The organism is Stenotrophomonas sp. YJH_SMC_73, from assembly GCF_059370155.1.
Window position 1 is genome coordinate 1 of the sequence record NZ_JCAFTJ010000010.1, and the last position, 17,928, is coordinate 17,928.

The window sequence follows — 17,928 nt, forward strand, 5'->3', positions numbered from 1 at the left end:
AAACGTCTGCAAGATGGACAATCATCCTTCCTGCAGGCGCCTTCACAAGATACCTGCGCATACTTTCAAAGATCCGGGGAAGTGGCCTCAGCGCCGTTCCCGTGTGCTGCGAAGTTTCCTTCGTAGCGAGCCGCCCATTATAGCCGGCTTTTCCGCTTCGTCAACACCTTTTTTCAAGGCCGTCTCACCGGAGTGGACGTTGTTGCCGATGCTGCTTCGTCGTTGGACCCGAGGGCCTTTCGTCGTTGCGAGCCGCCTATTATGCCGGACTTTTCGAGTCCGTCAACACCTTCGTTCGATCAACTCGTTCGCCGGTGGTGGCGTCGCTGTTCGCGTGTCGTTTCCGGGGAAGCGATGCGCTGCAGCAAGGGAGCGAATTCTAGAGATCCTGCGGATTTCGTCAAGGCTTTTTTTGCAGCGTGATGACAGAAGCACCACGCCATCACGCATGACGTACGCTCGAAGATCACTGCGGCGTTGCCCGCGCGTTGCGCGGTCAACGCCGCAACCCTAATCAATGCAGGGATGCACAATGCAGGGATGCACAGTGGAGACAGCACAATGAGCATGCAGGTGCGGCGCGCGTGGTGGCGCGATCTTTCGATGCCGGCAATCGTCGCTGGCTTCATTACGGTACTGGTGGGCTTCGCCAGCTCGGCCGTGATCGTGTTCCAGGCGGCACAGGCCGTCGGGGCCGACCAGGCGCAGATCGCCTCCTGGATGTGGGCGCTGGGGCTGGGCATGGGCGTGACCTGCATTGGCCTGTCGCTGCGCTATCGGGTGCCGGTGGTGACAGCGTGGTCGACCCCGGGTGCGGCGATGCTGGTGGTGGGTGCCGGCGGTGCTTCGCTCTCCGAGGCCACGGGCGCATTCCTGCTGGCCGCCGTGCTGGGCCTGCTTGCGGGTTTCTCGGGGGTCTTCGCGCGACTGATGCAACGGGTACCGATGGCGCTGGCCGCCGGCATGCTGGCCGGTGTGCTGCTGCGCTTCGGGCTGGATGTGTTCGTCGCCATGAACACCCAGCTGGTGCTCGCGCTGGCAATGTTCGCCACCTGGCTGGCCGGGCGCCGGCTGTTCCCGCGCTATGCAGTGATCGCCACGTTGCTGGTCGGCATCGCCGTCGCCGCGAGCCGTGGCCTGCTGCACGCCCAGCAGGTGCATCTGCAACTGGCGATCCCGCAGTGGGTGACGCCCTCGCTGTCGTGGACGGCCGTGGCCGGCATTGCCCTGCCCCTGTTCGTGGTCACCATGGCCTCGCAGAACATTCCCGGTGTGGCGGTGATGCGCGCGTCCGGCTACGACGCCCCGGTGTCGCCGTTGATCGGCTGGATCGGTGTAGTCAATACGCTGCTGGCGCCGTTCGGTGCGTATGCACTGAACCTGGCGGCGATCACCGCCGCCATCTGCATGGGCCGCGATGCGCACGAGGATCCGGCGCGCCGCTACACCGCAGCGATGGCGGCCGGCGCCTTCTACATTGTCATCGGGCTGTTCGGCGCCACGGTGGCCGCACTGTTCGCGGCCTTCCCCAGGGAGCTGGTGGCCTGCGTGGCCGGTATCGCGCTGTTCGGCACCATCGGCAACAGCCTGGCCAGTGCATTGGCGGTGGAGCGCGACCGCGAGGCGGCGCTGGTCACCTTCCTTGTTACCGCCTCCGGAGTTTCCCTGGCCGGGATCGGTTCGGCGTTCTGGGGACTGCTGGCCGGTGCGCTGTGCCTGCTGGTGTTGCGGGCACGGACAGCGGCCTGAGCAACCCTATCAGGCCGGCATGATCAGGCCGCCATGCGGGCGACGGTATTGATCACCGCGTTGGCCGCCATGCCGATCACCACCGCCCACACGCTGGTGCCGCCACGACGCTGCAGGTCGGCACGGATGCGGTTGTGCTGCCCGGCGTGGGCAGCCTTCACTTTGCCCAGCAGTCGCGTGCAGTAGCGCAGGTACAGGGTATTGGCGGTCACCGCGATGGCGAACCGAGGCACCGCAGCAACGCCACCGTGAGCAGCGGGTTGGCGCGGGCCGCCAGCAGCGCGATGCCGATCAGGACCAGCTCGAAGAGGATGGCTGCCAGGTACATCTTCCGGTGCAGCAGCCAGTACGTCGGCACCAGGAAGGCGGGCCAGTGCCACGGTCGCGGCGGCTTCGGCACCGGGCTGCCCAGGTGCCAGCGCTGGCGGTAGAGCGCCGCGTTGGGGCCGACGAGGAGGTTCAGGTAGTCCGCGTCGGACGGAGCGGGCGCGTCGTCCACCTCTGTGGCGGGCGCAAGATAGGGATTGTCATCCGCCGGGGAAACCGGCGGAGTATCCAGATGATTCATGTCGGCGATTCCTTGCCCAGGATGATCCCGCGGTAGCGGCAGCCACCGCTGGATCTGAAGCCTTCCCGGCCTCAGCCTGCCAGCGCCTGCCCCACCAGCATCACCGCAACGACGGCGATGGCCACCACCGCCGCCGCCAGGGCATTGGTGTCACCCCGTCTGGCCAGCTCGCTGCGCAGGCGCGCCTCGTCATCTCCCACCAACGCGCGCGCGCGGGCGATCTCACGCTGGCAATGCGCCAGGTACCAGCGGTTGGCATACACCGCGGCGGTGATGTTGATGACGAGGGTGATGACCGTCGACACGCCTTCCGGAACGCCCAGCAACGCCTCGGCGATGCTGAAGAACACCAGCACGCCGGCCCAGATCGCCGCCAGCCGGTACATCCTGCGGTACACCATCCAGATCACGCCGATCAGGAACGCCGGCCAGTGCCAGGTGCCGTTGCCGTCGGCAATGCCCTGGTCGAGCCGCCAGCGCTGTCGATAGATCGGGAAGTTGCCGCCGACCACGGCGGCGTACAAGGCGATGTCGCCTTCCAGCTGCGGCGCGGTCGCGGCCACCGGCGAAGCTGCCGGCGCACGATAGGGGTCGGACGGATCAGCGGTCGATGCGCCGTTGGCGCTGACGGCCTGCGCCGGTTCAATCGACGGCGGGGTCGGATCCATCGGCGCCACCGAAGGATCCAGCTCGGCCAGCGGCCGCCACGATGCCATTCCTTCCCGCCACATCAGCGTACGGGCGGTTACCGTGCCGTCCTGCTGCAGACGGCGCAGCCCGGCCAGGTCCACCGGCCCTTCGCTCTGCTTGCTGTTGGCGTACCACCACTGTGCGTCCTGCATGCCATCCATTCCTGTCGATCCCATGGTTACTCCGAACACCCCGCCACGGCCTGCAGCGGTTCACTGGCCAGTACCTGCACCAGCTGGTGGCGCGCGCCGGGTGCAAGGGCAATCTGCTCCGGCCCGGCATTGGCTACTTCCAGGCACACGTAATCGTGCCAACCGTCGCCGACATCGGCCATTTTCGCCGCCGCCTCCGCGCCCGGATTCCACGCCACCAGGGTCTGGCTGCCTTCGCTGCGGATCTCGATCCGCCGCTGCAGGACGGGATCGCGAAGCACGTAGTGGCCACCGGCACCGGTATAGATGCGGTCGCTGCGCCCCGGATCGCGCGGGTCACGCAGCGACCAGGGCCCCTGCTGCCGGCGCAGCTGCGTGTAATCCTCGTACTTGTCCAGATAGTGCAGGCCATCGAGGCCATCAACCTCGACACGACGGGCATCGCCTACCCGGAAGTAGCTGTGCAGGGCCTGTGTGAAAGCCACCGGGGACGGGCCGGTGTTCTCGGTGGTCAACTGCTGGCGCAGCTGGCGACCGATGCGCAGCTGCATCTGCAGGCGCAGGCCACACTCGGCAATCGACAGGGGCGCCAGCTGCAGCTCCAGTTCACCGTCATCGTCCTGGCGGGCCTGCAGCAGCTCCCAGCGCGCGGTGCGTACCAGGCCGTGTGCCGGCACGTCATCACCCTGGCCCTGGCGACCGAACCACGGCCAGCACACTGGAACGCCACCCCGGATCGGCGTGGGCAGCCCGGCCCGTTTCGGCGACAGCCACAGCAGGTCCGGCTGCCCCTCCGGGATGAACGACAGCAGCTGTCCGCCGAACACGCTGATGACCGCGGTGGCGCTGGGCGTGCGTATCTGCCAGGCCTCGAGCCCGTGGTACAGGCCGGTGCTGATGTCCGGGTTCGACTGCATGCTATGACGCTCCTTGAAGACCGCGGCGATGATGTCGCGGCCAGCCTGTGATCGGCAAGGTCTAGCGGGTGGCAGGCGTCCCTGCGGCTGCCTCCTGCTGCAACGCGCGCAGGATGCGCTGGCCGGCGCGCCCATCCGCATTGGCCCAGCCGAGGCGCTGCTGCTCGGCCTGGATCGCGCGGCGCGTGGCGGTGCCGATCATGCCGTCGGCGCTGCCGATGTCGTGGCCGCGGGCCAGCAGCAGGGTCTGCAGCTGGCGGCGTTCATCGCGGCCGATGCCGGGATCATCGGTCGGCCAGGCGGTGGCCAGGCCGGTGCCGCCACGCAGCTGGTCGGCCAGCGTGGCGATGGCCAGTGCATAGCTTTCGGCGGCGTTGTAGCTGTAGATCGCATCGTAGTTGCGGAACACCAGCAGCGCCGGGCCCTTGATGCCGGCCGGCAGCAGCAGGGCGGCGCGCGCGTCGGCCGGCAGATTGGGCGGCACCAGCGCGCTGCCATCCAGCGCGGTCACGCCCTGCACGCGCCAATCGGCGAGGGCTCTACGTTGGGTGCGGCCCGCCTGGCTGGCATTGAAACCGGGGGGAGCACGGACCTCCATGCCCCACGGTTCGCCACTGCGCCAACCCGCACGCTTGAGGTAGTTGGCGGTGGACGCCAGCGCGTCGGGAATGCTGCCGACCAGATCGCGGCGGCCATCGCCATCACCATCGACCGCGATACGTGCGTAGGTGCTGGGCATGAACTGCGTATGCCCGAAGGCGCCGGCCCAGGAACCGGTGAGCCCCTGGGCCTGCAGGTCGCCGCGGTCGATCAGCTTGAGCAGCGCCAGCAGTTCGCCACGGAAGAAGGCCTGGCGGCGGCCGGCGCAGGACAGCGTGGCCAGCGACTGCAGCAGCGGGCGCTTGCCGAAGACGCGGCCATAGTCGCTCTCCACCCCCCAGACCGCGACGATGGTGGCCGGGTCGACGCCATACTGCGCGGAGACGCGATCGAGCAGATCGCGATGTTGCTGCAGCAGGGTGCGGCCATCATCGACGCGCTGACGGTCGACCAGCGCGGCCAGGTAATCCCAGATCGGCGTGGTGAATTCCGGCTGTGCGTCCAGCAGTCCGAGCACGCTCGGGTCCGGCGTGAGTCCGGTGGTGATCTCGTTGAAACGGTCGGCGCCGATGCCCTGGGTTGCGGCGGTGGCCTGCAAGCCCGCCAGGCAGCGGCTGAACGCCGGATCGTTGCTGGCGGCGGGGGCCGCAGGCAGCGTCGGGGTCGACGCGAGGGCGGCCGCCAGGCCGAGCGTGGTCAGAATGGGCATGGCGTCCTCCGTGTTGCCGTTGCATGGCCATCTTAGGGGCAGCAGTGCGGCCGAACCTGAAGGGGCACCGGCTGGCCGTCCCCCCTAGGCAACGCGCAGCAGGCGCAGGCCATAGGCGGGACTTTCGGCATCCCAACGCTGTGCGACCTGCAGGCCCGCCTGCTGCAACAGCGCCTCGAAGCTGTCATCGGTGTACTTGTGGCTGTACTCGACGCGGATGGGTTCACCGGCAGCAAAGTGGAAGGTGCGGCCACCGAGGTGGACGTCCTGCGGCCACTGGCTGACCAGGTCGGTTTCGATGCGCAGCCGCGCGGTGCTGTAACGGGCGCGGTGGCGGAATCCATCGAGATCGAAATCGCTTCCGATCTCGCGGTTGAGGCGGGCCAGCAGATTGAGGGTGAATGCCGCAGTGACGCCCTGCGCATCGTTGTAGGCCGCTTCGATCAGCGCCGTGTCCTTGTGCAGGTCGATGCCGATCAGGGCCAGGCCGTCGCGGCCCATCGTCTGGCGCATCGCCCGCAGCAGGGCGACGGCCTCCGCTTCGGCGAAATTGCCCAATGTGGAACCGGGGAAGAACAGCAGCCGTCGCGCGGGTTCGCGTTCGGGCATGGGCACGGCGACGGCGCGGGTGAAGTCCGCGCAGACCGGCAGCATCTCGACCTCGGGCAGCGCCGGCGCCAGGTGGTCGATGCTGGACAGCAGTGCGGCCCGCGAGATCTCGATCGGCGTATAGGCCACCGGATCCTGCAGCGCGGCAAGCAGCAACGCGGTCTTGCGGCCACTGCCGCTGCCCAGCTCGACCACATGCAGGCGCGGTCCGACCACGCGCGCGATATCGGGCAGCACCCGCGCCAGCAGCGCCAGCTCGGTGCGCGTGGGGTAGTACTCGCGGGTCTGGGTGATCTGTTCAAACAGACGCGAGCCGCGGGCATCGTAGAAGTACTTGGAAGGCAGCTGCCGCGATGCGCATGACAGACCGGCCAGCGCATCGGCCAGGATCTGCTGGCGGCTGGGGGTCAGGTCGGTCAGCGCCTGCAGCGCGTCATGCACCGTGCTCATAGGAGGTCCCTGGCCAGGCGCAGTCCGGAGAACTGCCAGCGCGCCGGCGGCATGAAGAAATTGCGGTAGCTGGCGCGCACATGGCCACGGGGCGTGGCACAGCTGCCGCCGCGCAGCACCCATTGCCCGCACATGAACTTGCCGTTGTATTCGCCGAGGTTGCCGTCAAAAGAGCGGAAGCCCGGGTAGGCACCATAGGCGCTGGCGGTCCATTCCCAGACATCACCGAACAGCTGCCGCAGCCCACTGCCCCCGGCTGCCTGCGGGTGCAGGTGATCGTCATCGGCGAAATGACCGCGCAGGGGCTGCGACGCGGCGGCCGCTTCCCACTCGAACTCGCTGGGCAGGCGCGCACCGGCCCAGCGGGCGCAGGCATCGGCCTCGTAGTAGCTGAGGTGGCAGACCGGCGCATGCGGATCCAGCTCGCGCCAACCACCCAGTGTGTACTCGCGCTGCAGGGCATCATCCCAGTACAGGGGGTGCTGCCAGCCTTCGGCTTCACGCAGCGCCCAACCTTCGCTGAGCCACCAGCGCGGCTCGCGGTAGCCCCCCGCCTCGATGAAGCTGCGGTACTCGGCATTGCTGACCGGGCGTTCGGCCAGGGCATGCGCGGGCAGCAGCACACGGTGTGGCGGCGATTCGTTGTCGTAGGCGAAGGCGGCGTGCCGGGGCCATGCCGCGGCACCGACGGTGACGATGCGTTCGGGCGATTCGATCCAGCCCTGCGCCGTGGCGGTGCTGGCAACGGGCCGCAGGTCGTCGCGATACGGTGGCTGCAGTGGATTGCACCAGAACGCATGCTTGATGTCGGTCAACAGCAGTTCCTGGTGCTGTTGTTCGTGCTGCAGACCCAACTGCAGGTGGTGCAGCGCCTGCGCGTCGAGGTCACCGGCTGCCAGCCGTGACTGCACCTGCATGTCGACCTGTTGCCGGTAGTCGCGCACCTGCTGCAGCGAGGGCCGCGACAGCAGACCGCGTTGCGGCCGCGCATGCGCCGGGCCGATGCTCTTGTAATAGCTGTTGAACAGATAGTCCCAGGCCGGGTCATGCGCGGGCGTGGTGGCGAAACCGGCCAGCACGAAGCGTTCGAAAAACCAGGTGGTATGGGCCAGGTGCCACTTGCTGGGACTGGCGTCGGCCATGCTCTGCAGCATGGCGTCCTCGGCACTGAGCGGCGCGGCCAGCTGCAGGCTGCGCGCCCGCACCTGTGCAAAGCGGCGGGCGAGATCGCGCTGCGGGGCAGCGACGGCGGTGGGTACGCTGTCCATGCCGGAAGCATCGGCGCAGGACGGTGAGCGCAACGTCATGGCACCACATCACCACGTTCACATGACAGCGGGCACGCGCATTCAAGAAGCGCGTGGGGACGCCGCTAACGGCAATGTTGCGGCCGCATCGTCACCGCACTGGACTTACCGCGTGCCCCTGCATCCGCTCCGCCAGCCTGCGCATTACCTGTTCGTGCTGCCCGCCGTGCTGGTCGTCCTGGTGCTGTGGATGGCGCTGGGCACCGAGGATGTCGCCAGCCCGGCGCAGCGCATCCTGCCCTGGCTGCTGGCCTGTCTCGGTGCAGGCCTGGCCCTGCTCTACCACCAGATGCGCGCGTTGTGCCTGCTGCTGGTGGTGGCGGTGGTATTCGCCCTGCTGCACGGGGACGTCGGTGGCTACCTGCGCAGCGGCCATGTCGACGCCCTGACCCCGCTGCGCTTCCACGCGATCTCGGCGTGGGTGCCGCTGCTGTTCGCCGGACTGGCACGATGGCCGGAACGCGGACGCCGACGCCAGGACCTGCTGCTGCGCAGCGTAGTGTGCGGCGCGGCGCTGCTGGTCTTCCTGCTGCTGGCGGCACAGCAGCCGCGGGGGATGCACGATCTGCTGTCGAACCGTCACTGGGCCTGGATTCCCGCCAACTGGAACGCGTTGGCGCAGTTGCCGGCGCTGCTGTTCCTGCTGGCGACCGCAGCGCTGGGCTGGCAGGCCTGGCGGCATCCGCGGCCACTGCACACGGCAATGCTGCTGGCCCTGCTGTGCCTGTGGTGGATGCTGCCGCGGATCTTCCTGCAGCCGGTGCTGCTGCCGGCGCTGAGCAGTGCCGCCCTGCTGCTGATGCTGGGCGCGATGCTGCAGGAATCCTTCCACATGGCCTTCCGCGATGAGCTGACCGGCCTGCCGGGGCGACGGGCGTTCAACGAGACCCTGCAGCGGGCACGCGGTACCTACAGCATCGCGATGGTGGACGTTGACCACTTCAAGTCATTCAACGACACCCATGGTCACGACACCGGCGACGATGTGCTGCGCCTGGTGGCGTCGCGGCTGGCGCGGGTGGGCGACGGTGGCCGTGCGTTCCGCTATGGCGGCGAGGAGTTCGCGGTGGTGTTCCTGGACCGGCCGGCGGCAGCCTGTGTCGATGCCGTGGAAGCATTGCGGCAGAGCGTCGAGGACACCCGCATGCAGCTTCGCGACCGCAGCACCCGCAGCCGTGACGACGAAGCCGGCCGCCAGCGGCGCGGACGCGGTGGCAGCGGCCAGGTGGTGCAGGTAACGGTGAGCATCGGGCTGGCCGACAGCCGCGTGGATCCGCGGCCGATGGCCGTGGTCAAGGCCGCCGACCAGGCCCTGTATGTGGCCAAGGACGGGGGCCGCAACCAGGTGCGCGCGCACGGCGGCCAGCGCGTTCTGGCAGCGCACAGCGCGTAGTGCTCAGACCGCGTCGAGGTAGTACCAGCGGCCGTCGATGCGTTGGAAGCGGCTGTGCTCGGTCATCCTCACCGCGCTGCCGCCGCCGATGCGGTAGCGCGCGGTGAAGCGGACTTCGGCGCTGTCAGCACCAGTGACAGTGTGCTCGTGCACGGTCAGGCCCAGCCAATGGGTGCGCTGGCCGGGGGCATCGTCCAGCGACAGCTCGGCCGGACGCGTGTCCGGATGCCAGGACTGGCGCAGGTAGTCAGCCAGGCCACGCACATAGGCGCTGTAGCGCGAACGCATCAGGTGCTCTGCATCAGGCGCGGCTTCACCGGCATGGAAACGGCCACAGCAGGCGGCATAGTCGGCGGGAAGGCCACAGGGGCAGGGATCGGCAGGTTTTCGGCTCATGCCGGCATTGTCGCCGGGTTGCCGGGATTGATCCACGCGGGGCCGCAGTCGCCCGGAGCAGGACAGGCGTATGCTGTCGCGCCCCCTCCTTGATTGATCGCCGTGCTGGAACTGGTTCCCCCTGAGTTGTGGTGGCTGGTGGTGATCGCCTTCATCGCCGGCCTTGTGGATGCCGCCGTCGGTGGCGGTGGCCTGGTGCAGCTGCCCGGCCTGTTCACGGTGCTGCCGCAGCAGACGCCGGCGATGCTGTTCGGTACCAACAAGTTCAGTTCGATGTTCGGTACCGGTGCGGCCGCCTGGCGCTATGCGCGCAACGTGCGCTTCCCGTGGAAGCCGGTACTGTTCGCGGCCGGTACCGCCTTCATCTTCTCCTTCGCCGGGGCCACCGCAGTGAGCCTGCTGCCCAAGGACGCGGTGCGCCCACTGGTGCTGGTGCTGCTGATCGCGATGCTGGCCTACACGTTGTGGAAGAAGGACTTCGGCGCGTTGCACCGGCCGCAGGAGATCGGCCGCCGCGAACTGGCGATCGCGCTGGCGATCGGTGCGGCGATCGGCTTCTACGACGGCTTCTTCGGGCCGGGCACCGGCAGCTTCCTGATCTTCCTGTTCGTGCGCTTCTTCGGCCTGGATTTCCTGCGTGCGTCAGCGGCGTCGAAGGTGGTGAACCTGGCGACCAATGTGGCGGCAATCTCGTTCTTCGTACCGACCGGCAACATCCTGTGGCTGTTCGCGCTGCCGATGGCGGCGGCCAACATCATCGGCTCGGTGGTGGGCACGCGCCTGGCGTTGAAGGGCGGCACGCCGTTCATCCGCAAGTTGTTCGTGGGGCTGGTGGTGGTACTGATCGCGCGGATGGCGTGGGATACCTTCCGCGGTGCGTGAATGCGGTTGCCGGCCAGCGGCCGGCACTACCGGGTCATGAACGCTGCCCATGGGTAATGCCGGCCGCTGGCCGGCATCCCCATCCGATCGGGTCGTGAACCCCGCCCATGGGTAGTGCCGGCCGCTGGCCGGCATCCCCATTCAATCGACCGGGTCAGGCTTCGGCTTCTTCCGGTTCGTTGGCCTGCTGGCGGCTGCGCTCGGGCAGCTTCAGGCGCTTGCCTTCTTCGTCGTACTCGATCAGCAGCACGCCGGAGTCGTGGCGGCCGCTGATCTCGACGAAGCAGGCGCCACCGATGAACGGCTCCAGCGTCATCACTGACTTCAGTGGAGTGGCGACCACCATCTGGAAACCGAAGTTGTCGAAGATGTTCATCGCCAGCGCGGTGAACTCGTTGTCGGCCTTGTCGAAGGCTTCGTCGAGCACGACGGCGGCGTAGCTGGGCAGCTGGCTGTCGGCGCCGCCGAGCTGGTAGCGCAGTGCCGCAGCCAGGCAGGTGGTGGCCAGTTTCTGGCGCTGGCCACCGGACTTGCCCGCGCCACTGCGGTAGATCTCGACCTGCTGGCGCGTTTCCGCATCCAGCTCGACGCCGATGAACTCCACGTGCATGCGTACGTCCAGCACCAGCTCGCGCCAGCGCTTGTCCTCGCCTTCCTGCGAACCCAGGCGGTTGACCAGCTGGCGCAGCACGGTGAACTGCGATTCGGCCAGCTCTCGCTGCTCGGTCTGCTGCTGCGCCAGCACCTCGCGCAGCTGCAGGTGGAACTCGCCGACTTCCGGCAGGCGGCGGTCGCTCAGTTCGATGGTCAGCAGCGTGCCACGGTTGAACGGCACCTGCTCCAGGCTGGCGTTCACTTCGTCCAGGCGCTGGCCGATCGACTTGCGGGCCTCGGCGCTGTGGCGCTGCAGGGCCAGCAGGTTGTTCTTGCTCTGGTTCTGCAGCAGATCGAAGAAGCGCTCTTCGTGCTGCGGCAGGCCGTCGCGCTCCAGGCGCTCGAGGCGGGCAAGGAAATCCTCGGCCGAGGCCACCGATACGGTGAAGTCGCCCGATTCCTCCGGCCACTGCTGGATGAAGCGACGGAAGCAACCGATCAGCTGGTTCTCGATGCGGTTGAGGTCCTGCTGCGAGGTCGACAGCTGCTCGTTCAGCGCGTTGCTGACCTGGCGCATGTGCGCCTCCAGCGTTTCCAGGCTGAGCGGGCCCTGCTCCTGCAGGCGCTCGGCGAGCCCGGCTTCCTGCTCCTGGCCAAGGCTCGGCAGCACCAGCGCACGGCTCTGCTGGCGAGCGCGGTCGAGGCGATCGCGTTCCTTGACCAGCTGCCCGCGCTCGACGCGGACGTCTTCATAGGTGCGGCGGGCCTGCTCGATGTCGGCGCGCACGGCGTCGATCTGCTTGGCCAGCTTGGCCAGGTCGGCATTGCCTTCGCGCAGGTCGCGCAGGGTGGCCTCGATATCGGTCAGGCGCTGCTGCGGGGCGGCGATGTCGATCTCGTTCCAGCTGATGCTGACCAGCTCGTGGCAGGCCAGGCGACGTTCGTTGTCGCGGTCACGCTGCCCACGCAGGCGCGCGATGTCGGTCTCGCAGCTGGCGATGCGCTTGGCCAGTTCCTGGGCTTCGCGCTCGAAGGCGCCCACCTTGTCGTGGTTGTTGAAGCCGAGGATCCAGCGACGGCGGTCGCCCACCGCACTGCGGTCGTCCTTCTCGAAGCGGTCGCCGGGATGCTTGACCTGGCCTTCTCGGGTGATGCCGCGGTCGACGTTGCGCAGCTGCTTGGCATCCACGCACTCGTAGTCGAAGCGCTTGCCGAGCTCACGGCGCAGCCAGCTTTCGAATACGTGCTCGCGCAGCTCCAGCTTGTGCAGCAGCGACTTCGCCGACGGCTCGCGCGCGAACGCATCATCGTTGCGGCGCACACGGTAGTAGGTGAAGCGCATGCCCAGGTGAGTGCGATTCACCCACTCGGCGACGTCGTTGTAGTGCTTGTCATCGACCAGCAGCGACAGCGCGAAGCCACCCAGCACACGCTCGATGGCACCCTGCCAGCCCTGCTCTTCCGAGCGGACCTGGATCAGCTCGCCGACGAACGGCAGCGCCGCCTCGGCAATGCCGGTTTCCTCGGCCAGGCGCGCGCGCAGCTTCTGCATCGGCGCCGGGATGTTGGAGGGCGTGCGCTGCATCGCTTCGAGTTCCGCACGGACTTCGCCGAAACGGCGCTCGTCATCGCGCTTGCCACCCAGGCGATCGCTGATCGCATCGTCCAGCGCCGAAGAGGCACGCTGGCGGTCCTGCAGTTCGTTCTGCGCACGCTCGACCAGCTCGGCGAAGCCGTGTGCGTCGTCCGGAAGTTCAGCCCCGAGCTGCTGCGCGGCCAAGCTTGCCTGCTCGCGCTTGGCTTGGCGGCGGTCACGCTCGGCTTCGGCGCGGCCCTGCTCGCGTTCCAGTTCCTCGATGCGCTCACCGCCCTGCTGGCGACGCTGCAGTTCCAGTTCGGCCAGGCGCTCGGTGTGGTTGTCCAGTGCGGCACGGCGCTGGGCTTCTTCCCCGAGCAGGCCACGGTCACGCACGTCCATCTCGCGCAGGCGCGCCTCGATCAGCGCCTGGCGGCGGCTTTCACGGAAGCTGTCGACGCCAAGCTTGAGGGCTTCGTCGTCGCCGCGCCGGCGGTGCATTTCCTTCAGGTCGTTGTAGTAGGCGCGTGCCGGCAGCAGGGTCTCCACCTGGCGGCGGGCGGTGACCACGGCCTGGTGCGCGCCATCGAGTTCGGCGAAGTCGCTGACCAGGCGCTCGGCGGCGTCGAAGGTCTTCGGCGTGTCGAGCATGAAGTCGCGCAGGAAGACGTTGAGGTCGCCCAGGTTCTTCGCCGACTGCGTCTTGTGCAGCAGGCGCAGCGCCATCTCGTTGTCGATGCCGAGCAGGTCGCGGAAGCGCTCGGCGTAGCCGGAGAAGGTGTCGAAGTGGTGCAGGTCGGACAGCTTCTGCTTGAGCTTGCGCAGGTCCAGGTCAAAGCCGCCAAGATCCTTGGCGATGTCGAACGGACGCTCGGCGATCATGTAGTGCTTGCGCACATCGCCAGCCGAGGTGCCGTTGCCGGAGATCCACAGCAGGCGCACCAGGCTGACCACGCGGCCATCGCCGGCGCGGTACTCCAGCACCAGCGCAGTCCAGGTCGCGCCCTTGCGAAGGTACTGGGTGGCGATTTCGCCGGTGCCGCTGTCCTGCTGGTCGGCCCACGCGCCACGCACGTAGGACACCAGGTTGCGGTCGCGGCCACTGCGCTCGGCTTCACGCGCGGCGGCGTTGAAATCGACGATGGCCGGCGGCGTCAGCAGCGCGGACATGGCATCGAGCAGGGTCGACTTGCCCGAGCCGGAACGGCCGACGAACAGGAAGCCACGCTCGGCGATCGGTACTTCGGTCAGTCCGTTGAACGTGCCCCAGTTGTGTACCTGCAGGCGACGCATGCGGAACTGCTGCAGGCGCGGGTCCGGCAGGCCTTCGTTGAACAGGGCGGGAGTGTGCTTGGAGATAGCCATGCGATGGTCGGGTCTCTCAGGCCTCGGCGGCCGGGGTTTCACGCAGCTGGCGGTAGACCGCCGAAAGCTGGGATACGTCTTCGGCGGAGAACAGCAGCTTCAGCGCCGGCGAGACTTCGTGGCGGTCTTCCTGGCCGCTGAGGCGGGTCAGGATGTGGTTGTCCTTCATCTTCTGCACCGCCGAGGCGACACGGCGGTTGAAGCCGGCGCGGTCGGTGGACAGGTTCTTCTCGTAGATGGCCAGCGCTTCGGCCATCTCGGCGTCGGCGACCACCGCGCGGTTGCCGCGCGCATCGGCCTCGGCCAGCTGCTGGCGCAGGTACAGCAGCAGCACCGAATCGATGAAGGTCAGCGGCGAGGTGCGCAGCAGCACCGGCGCATCCACGTCTTCGGTATCGGCCTGGCGGGTGAAGGCCACGCCGCTGTCACGGTCGAGCACCAGTTCCAGGAACAGGTCCGCCAGCGAGGAGCGGATGGCCGCCTCGCTGCGGATCAGTGCCGGCCACAGCTTGGCGTGGCGCAGCTGGTCGATGCTGGGGCCGATCAGCAGCTGGCACAGCGCGCGGCGTGCATCCAGCGGCAGGCGCCCGGTGTCGCCGAGGTAATACACGTCATTGCCACGGCGGGGCTGCGCCACGGCCGCCACCGGTTCGGCTTCGTAGGCGTCTTCCGCCACGTCGGCCTGCGGTGCGTCGATGGGATCTTCATGCCAGCTCATGGCGTCTCTCCTGGGTGAACCAAACCAGCGGGATGCGGGCGCGACGGACCTGGCCGTCGCCACCACGCCATTCGGCAAGCTCCTGCTCACCAGCGATCACGTTGCCGAAGCGCGTGCCCAGCGACAGGTAGCCGATGACGCTGCCAAGACCCTGCGGCGCTTCGCGCTGCGACAGTGCCTGGGCGATGCTGAGCCGCGGCTGTGCATCGAGCAGGTCGTGCAGGTCGCGGCGCAGGGTGCGGAAGTCGATTTCAGACGAAGCGACCAGATCACCGACGCTCTCCAGGCTGATGGCTGCGGCGTCGTTGTACTCGACGTTGCCATCGACCTGGGCGCTGCGCGGATCGTGCAGCTTCCACTGCGACCACGAGCGCAGGCGGCTGGTGGTCAGCTGCAGGTCGCGGCCGATGCCGCGTTGTGCGGGGAATTCGTCGCGCAGGGCCAGCGCTTCGGACTGCGCCTGCTTCAGCAGCTGGTTGAGGCGGCGCTGTTCCAGATAGCCACGGCTCTGCACGAAGCCACGCAGGCTGCGCGCGAAATTCTGCAGCACGTCGTGCACCTGGCCACCGCGCTCGAGCATGGTGCTGGTGAAGCCGCGCAGGAAGTTGCGTTCATTGCGGTCCAGGCGGCGGGCGAAGCCACGCGCCAGCACCGCTTCCAGCGCGGCATCGAGCTGGGCGCTCTGTTCGGCGTCGTTGAGCAGGCGCCAGAAGGCCTGGAAGCTGCGACCGGCATCGCTCTCGCCGATCACATCCACGCCTTCGAACAGCTGCGACAGCACATCGCCGCGCTCGCCCTCGTCGTCGATGATGCGTTCGCGGAAGTCGCGGTTGAGCTGCTCGAAATCGTCGCGCACGCGACGGAAATCCTCGGTCAGCTCGTCGGCCAGGCCGATGATCTGGCGCGCACGCTCCAGCGCGCGCTTGCCATCCAGCGCGACCACGCGGCCGGCACCGACGCGGGCGATCTCGGCGTCGATGCGGTCGCGCTCGTCGCGCAGTGCTGACAGGCGTGCATCCGGGTCGGACTCGGTCTGCGCGGCCAACTGCGAGAGCTGTTCGATGACCAGCGCCAGGCGGCTTTCGGTGGCGGCCACGCGCGCCTGCTCAAGACCATCGGCGAAGCGGATGGCCTGCAGTGCCGCAGTCGACAGCTCGTACTGCTCCTGGTCGGCGCCTTCGGGCAGGCGGCGTTCCAGCCAGCCCTGGGCCAGCCAGTGCGCGATGTAGGCCTGCGCGGTACGCGGCAGCTCACGCGACAGTTCGTCGCCGTTGAGCTGGTCCAGCGCACGCTGCAGGCGCTCGTTGAGCACCGACGACGGCAGCGTGCGCTCGCCGTCCATCAGCAGCCCCTGCAGCAGGCCGATGATTTCCGGGGCGTGGTCGGCGGCAAGCAGCTTCCACTGGGGCTGTTCGCGCAGATGGCGGTAACGGGAGATGCGTTCGCGGTGCTTCATGCAGCGAAAGGAGTCATGAGGGCTGGCGGGGACGAGCAGCCGCCCGCGGCGGCCGCGCGGGCAGCCGTGGGCATGCCGGCCCGCAGAGGCCGGCGCAGTGCGGTCAAGCGGCTCAGCGCTTGCCGCCCACTTCGATGAAGCGCAGGAACTCGGCGCGGGTACGCGCGTCGTCGCGGAAGCTGCCCAGCATCTTCGAGGTGACCATGCTGACGCCTCGCTTGTGGATGCCGCGGGTGGTCATGCATTCGTGGGCACCTTCGACGACCACACCGACGCCGATCGGCTGCAGCACATCCTGGATGCACTGGGCGATCTGCGCGGTCATCTTCTCCTGCACCTGGAAACGGCGGGCGTAGGCTTCGACAACGCGGGCCAGCTTGCTGATGCCCACCACCTTGCCGGCCGGCAGGTAGCCGACGTGGACGCGGCCGATGATCGGCGCCATGTGGTGCTCGCAGTGGCTTTCGTACTCGATGTCACGCAGGACGATCAGTTCGTCGTAGCCGGCCACTTCCTCGAAGGTCCGCTCCATGTAGGCGCGCGGGTCGTCGCGGTAACCGCTGAACCAGTCGCCATAGGCTTCGGCGACACGGCGGGGGGTATCCAGCAGGCCTTCGCGGGACGGGTCCTCACCGGCCCAGCGCAGCAGGGTGCGCACGGCATCCTCGGCCTGGTCCTGGGTCACGTCGCCCTGTGGGGCGGCCTTTTCGTTGTTCTTGCTCATTGCGTACAGCGTCCCGAACGGGGGGCGAGCATCGTACCCGACCGGGGGGTGGGTCGTCCTGTTGGTCGGGTTCATCGGGGGTCTCTTGCAGCGCCTCGGTGCTGCTGAGCGAGAGGAGGAGGGGCAGGCCGGGCAGGACACGCCGCAAGTACGTCCCTGTAGGCTCGGCCACGGCATCCATGCCGTGTACGGTCCTGCCCGGCCTGCCCCTCCCCCTCTCCGACGGTTTCCTGCGGGCGCGGCCGGACCGCCCGAAAGCGGGGGCAAAAGCGGGGGTTCATGGCTTCGGAAGCACCGCGGGCCGTTGCTGCGGTGGGTGCGGGCCGTTGGTCCGCACTGCTCCTGCCTTTAAAGAGCCAACCCACCGCGCTCGCGGGGTGATGGGAGGGCAGCGGGGGCCGGGCGGGGCAGGACCGTCCGCGGCATGGATGCCGCGGCCGAGCCTACAGGGACGTACTTGCGGCGTGTCCTGCACCGTCCGGCCCCCGCTGCCCCACCCGACACCAAGCGGGCGCAACGCTTTCCTCAGTATTCCTGCCCACCCATTCAGCAATACCTATTGATAGGAATGAAATTAGTAGTATCCTATCTATCTCTTATGGACCGACCCCTCGACGAGCGCACCGTGCTGCAGATGCAGCTCAGCTCCGGCCTGCTGTACGCAGGGCGGCAGTGGCAGCGCCTGGCCGACAGCCGGCTCGGCAGCTACGGCATCTCCACCGCCTGCACCATGCCCCTGCTGATGATCGGCCGCTCCGGCGGTGGCATCCGCCAGGTGGCGCTGGCCCAGCAGCTGGGCATGGAAGGTCCTTCCCTGGTGCGCCTGCTGGACAAGCTGTGCGCCAGCGACCTGGTCCGCCGCGAGAGCGACGCCAGCGACCGCCGCGCCAACCTGCTGTGGCTGACCGACGCGGGCCATGCGCTGGTCAGCGAGCTGGAAGACCAGTTGATCGGCCTGCGCCAGGACGTGTTCGGCGAGCTTTCCATGGATGAACTGCACGCCGTGCTGAAGGCATGGCGCCTGCTGGCCGAGGCCGCCGACCGCATCACGTAAGACCGCTGCCCCCGAATAC

16 protein-coding genes are annotated in these 17,928 nt (G+C 68.1%); 4 read left to right on the top strand and 12 right to left on the bottom strand.

Annotation, left to right across the window (positions count from 1 at the left end; all coding sequences use genetic code 11):
• Positions 1–561: 561 nt before the first annotated feature.
• Entirely contained in the window at positions 562–1,749 is a 1,188-nt protein-coding gene (locus tag AC5P8R_RS15875; protein WP_046433322.1) for a benzoate/H(+) symporter BenE family transporter, read from the top strand.
• Positions 1,750–1,772: 23 nt separating this feature from the next.
• On the opposite strand, the gene AC5P8R_RS15880 is transcribed toward AC5P8R_RS15875, so the two are convergent.
• From AC5P8R_RS15880 to egtB, 7 genes are all read right to left on the bottom strand, one after another.
• Positions 1,773–1,961, bottom strand: a complete 189-nt coding sequence (locus tag AC5P8R_RS15880) for a hypothetical protein (RefSeq protein WP_495223612.1) — start codon at positions 1,959–1,961, stop codon at positions 1,773–1,775.
• Complete coding sequence (locus AC5P8R_RS15885) at positions 1,958–2,317, bottom strand: DUF2628 domain-containing protein (RefSeq protein WP_495223613.1); 360 nt, start codon at positions 2,315–2,317, stop codon at positions 1,958–1,960. The genes AC5P8R_RS15880 and AC5P8R_RS15885 overlap by 4 nt, the downstream gene beginning before the upstream one ends.
• Positions 2,318–2,388: 71 nt before the next feature.
• Entirely contained in the window at positions 2,389–3,159 is a 771-nt protein-coding gene (locus AC5P8R_RS15890) for a GYF domain-containing protein (protein WP_197621804.1), read from the bottom strand.
• A gap of 26 nt (positions 3,160–3,185) precedes the next feature.
• Positions 3,186–4,076: a D-hexose-6-phosphate mutarotase gene (locus AC5P8R_RS15895; RefSeq protein ID WP_046433327.1), complete on the bottom strand. Its 891-nt coding sequence runs from the start codon at positions 4,074–4,076 to the stop codon at positions 3,186–3,188.
• A 61-nt stretch (positions 4,077–4,137) separates the two neighbouring features.
• Complete coding sequence (locus tag AC5P8R_RS15900) at positions 4,138–5,385, bottom strand: lytic murein transglycosylase (RefSeq protein ID WP_495223614.1); 1,248 nt, start codon at positions 5,383–5,385, stop codon at positions 4,138–4,140.
• An 84-nt stretch (positions 5,386–5,469) separates the two neighbouring features.
• Entirely contained in the window at positions 5,470–6,444 is a 975-nt protein-coding gene (egtD, locus tag AC5P8R_RS15905) for an L-histidine N(alpha)-methyltransferase (RefSeq protein WP_049442561.1), read from the bottom strand.
• Positions 6,441–7,712, bottom strand: coding sequence for an ergothioneine biosynthesis protein EgtB (gene egtB, locus AC5P8R_RS15910; protein WP_495223648.1), 1,272 nt, complete (start codon positions 7,710–7,712; stop codon positions 6,441–6,443). The genes egtD and egtB overlap by 4 nt, the downstream gene beginning before the upstream one ends.
• Positions 7,713–7,863: 151 nt before the next feature.
• Here egtB and AC5P8R_RS15915 point away from each other — a divergent pair, with 151 nt between their 5' ends.
• On the top strand, positions 7,864–9,144 hold the full coding sequence (locus AC5P8R_RS15915; protein ID WP_495223615.1) for a GGDEF domain-containing protein: 1,281 nt from the start codon (positions 7,864–7,866) through the stop codon (positions 9,142–9,144).
• A 3-nt stretch (positions 9,145–9,147) separates the two neighbouring features.
• Here the strand turns inward: AC5P8R_RS15915 and AC5P8R_RS15920 are convergent, their stop codons facing one another.
• The gene (locus AC5P8R_RS15920) at positions 9,148–9,540 is read right to left on the bottom strand and encodes a YchJ family protein (protein WP_041863982.1); all 393 of its coding nucleotides are present in this window, start codon (positions 9,538–9,540) and stop codon (positions 9,148–9,150) included.
• Between the two features lie 102 nt (positions 9,541–9,642).
• Between AC5P8R_RS15920 and AC5P8R_RS15925 the strand changes: the two genes are divergently transcribed.
• Entirely contained in the window at positions 9,643–10,422 is a 780-nt protein-coding gene (locus AC5P8R_RS15925) for a sulfite exporter TauE/SafE family protein (protein WP_032960169.1), read from the top strand.
• 154 nt (positions 10,423–10,576) lie between these two features.
• On the opposite strand, the gene AC5P8R_RS15930 is transcribed toward AC5P8R_RS15925, so the two are convergent.
• The 4 genes from AC5P8R_RS15930 to folE all read right to left on the bottom strand — a co-directional run bounded on the left by AC5P8R_RS15930 (position 10,577) and on the right by folE (position 16,855).
• Positions 10,577–13,957, bottom strand: a complete 3,381-nt coding sequence (locus AC5P8R_RS15930; protein ID WP_169412749.1) for an SbcC/MukB-like Walker B domain-containing protein — start codon at positions 13,955–13,957, stop codon at positions 10,577–10,579.
• 16 nt (positions 13,958–13,973) lie between these two features.
• Complete coding sequence (locus tag AC5P8R_RS15935) at positions 13,974–14,675, bottom strand: DUF4194 domain-containing protein (RefSeq protein ID WP_005421303.1); 702 nt, start codon at positions 14,673–14,675, stop codon at positions 13,974–13,976.
• Positions 14,662–16,131 carry a DUF3375 domain-containing protein gene (locus AC5P8R_RS15940; protein ID WP_032960145.1) on the bottom strand — a complete coding sequence of 490 codons (1,470 nt, stop codon included), beginning with the start codon at positions 16,129–16,131 and terminating at the stop codon, positions 14,662–14,664. The genes AC5P8R_RS15935 and AC5P8R_RS15940 overlap by 14 nt, the downstream gene beginning before the upstream one ends.
• A 112-nt stretch (positions 16,132–16,243) precedes the next feature.
• The gene (gene folE / locus AC5P8R_RS15945; protein ID WP_004141296.1) at positions 16,244–16,855 is read right to left on the bottom strand and encodes a GTP cyclohydrolase I FolE; all 612 of its coding nucleotides are present in this window, start codon (positions 16,853–16,855) and stop codon (positions 16,244–16,246) included.
• Positions 16,856–17,453: 598 nt separating this feature from the next.
• On the opposite strand from folE, the gene AC5P8R_RS15950 reads away from it, so the two are divergent.
• A complete protein-coding gene (locus tag AC5P8R_RS15950) occupies positions 17,454–17,909 on the top strand; it encodes a MarR family winged helix-turn-helix transcriptional regulator (RefSeq protein ID WP_012481667.1) in 456 nt (151 codons plus the stop codon).
• The last annotated feature ends 19 nt before the right edge of the window (positions 17,910–17,928 follow it).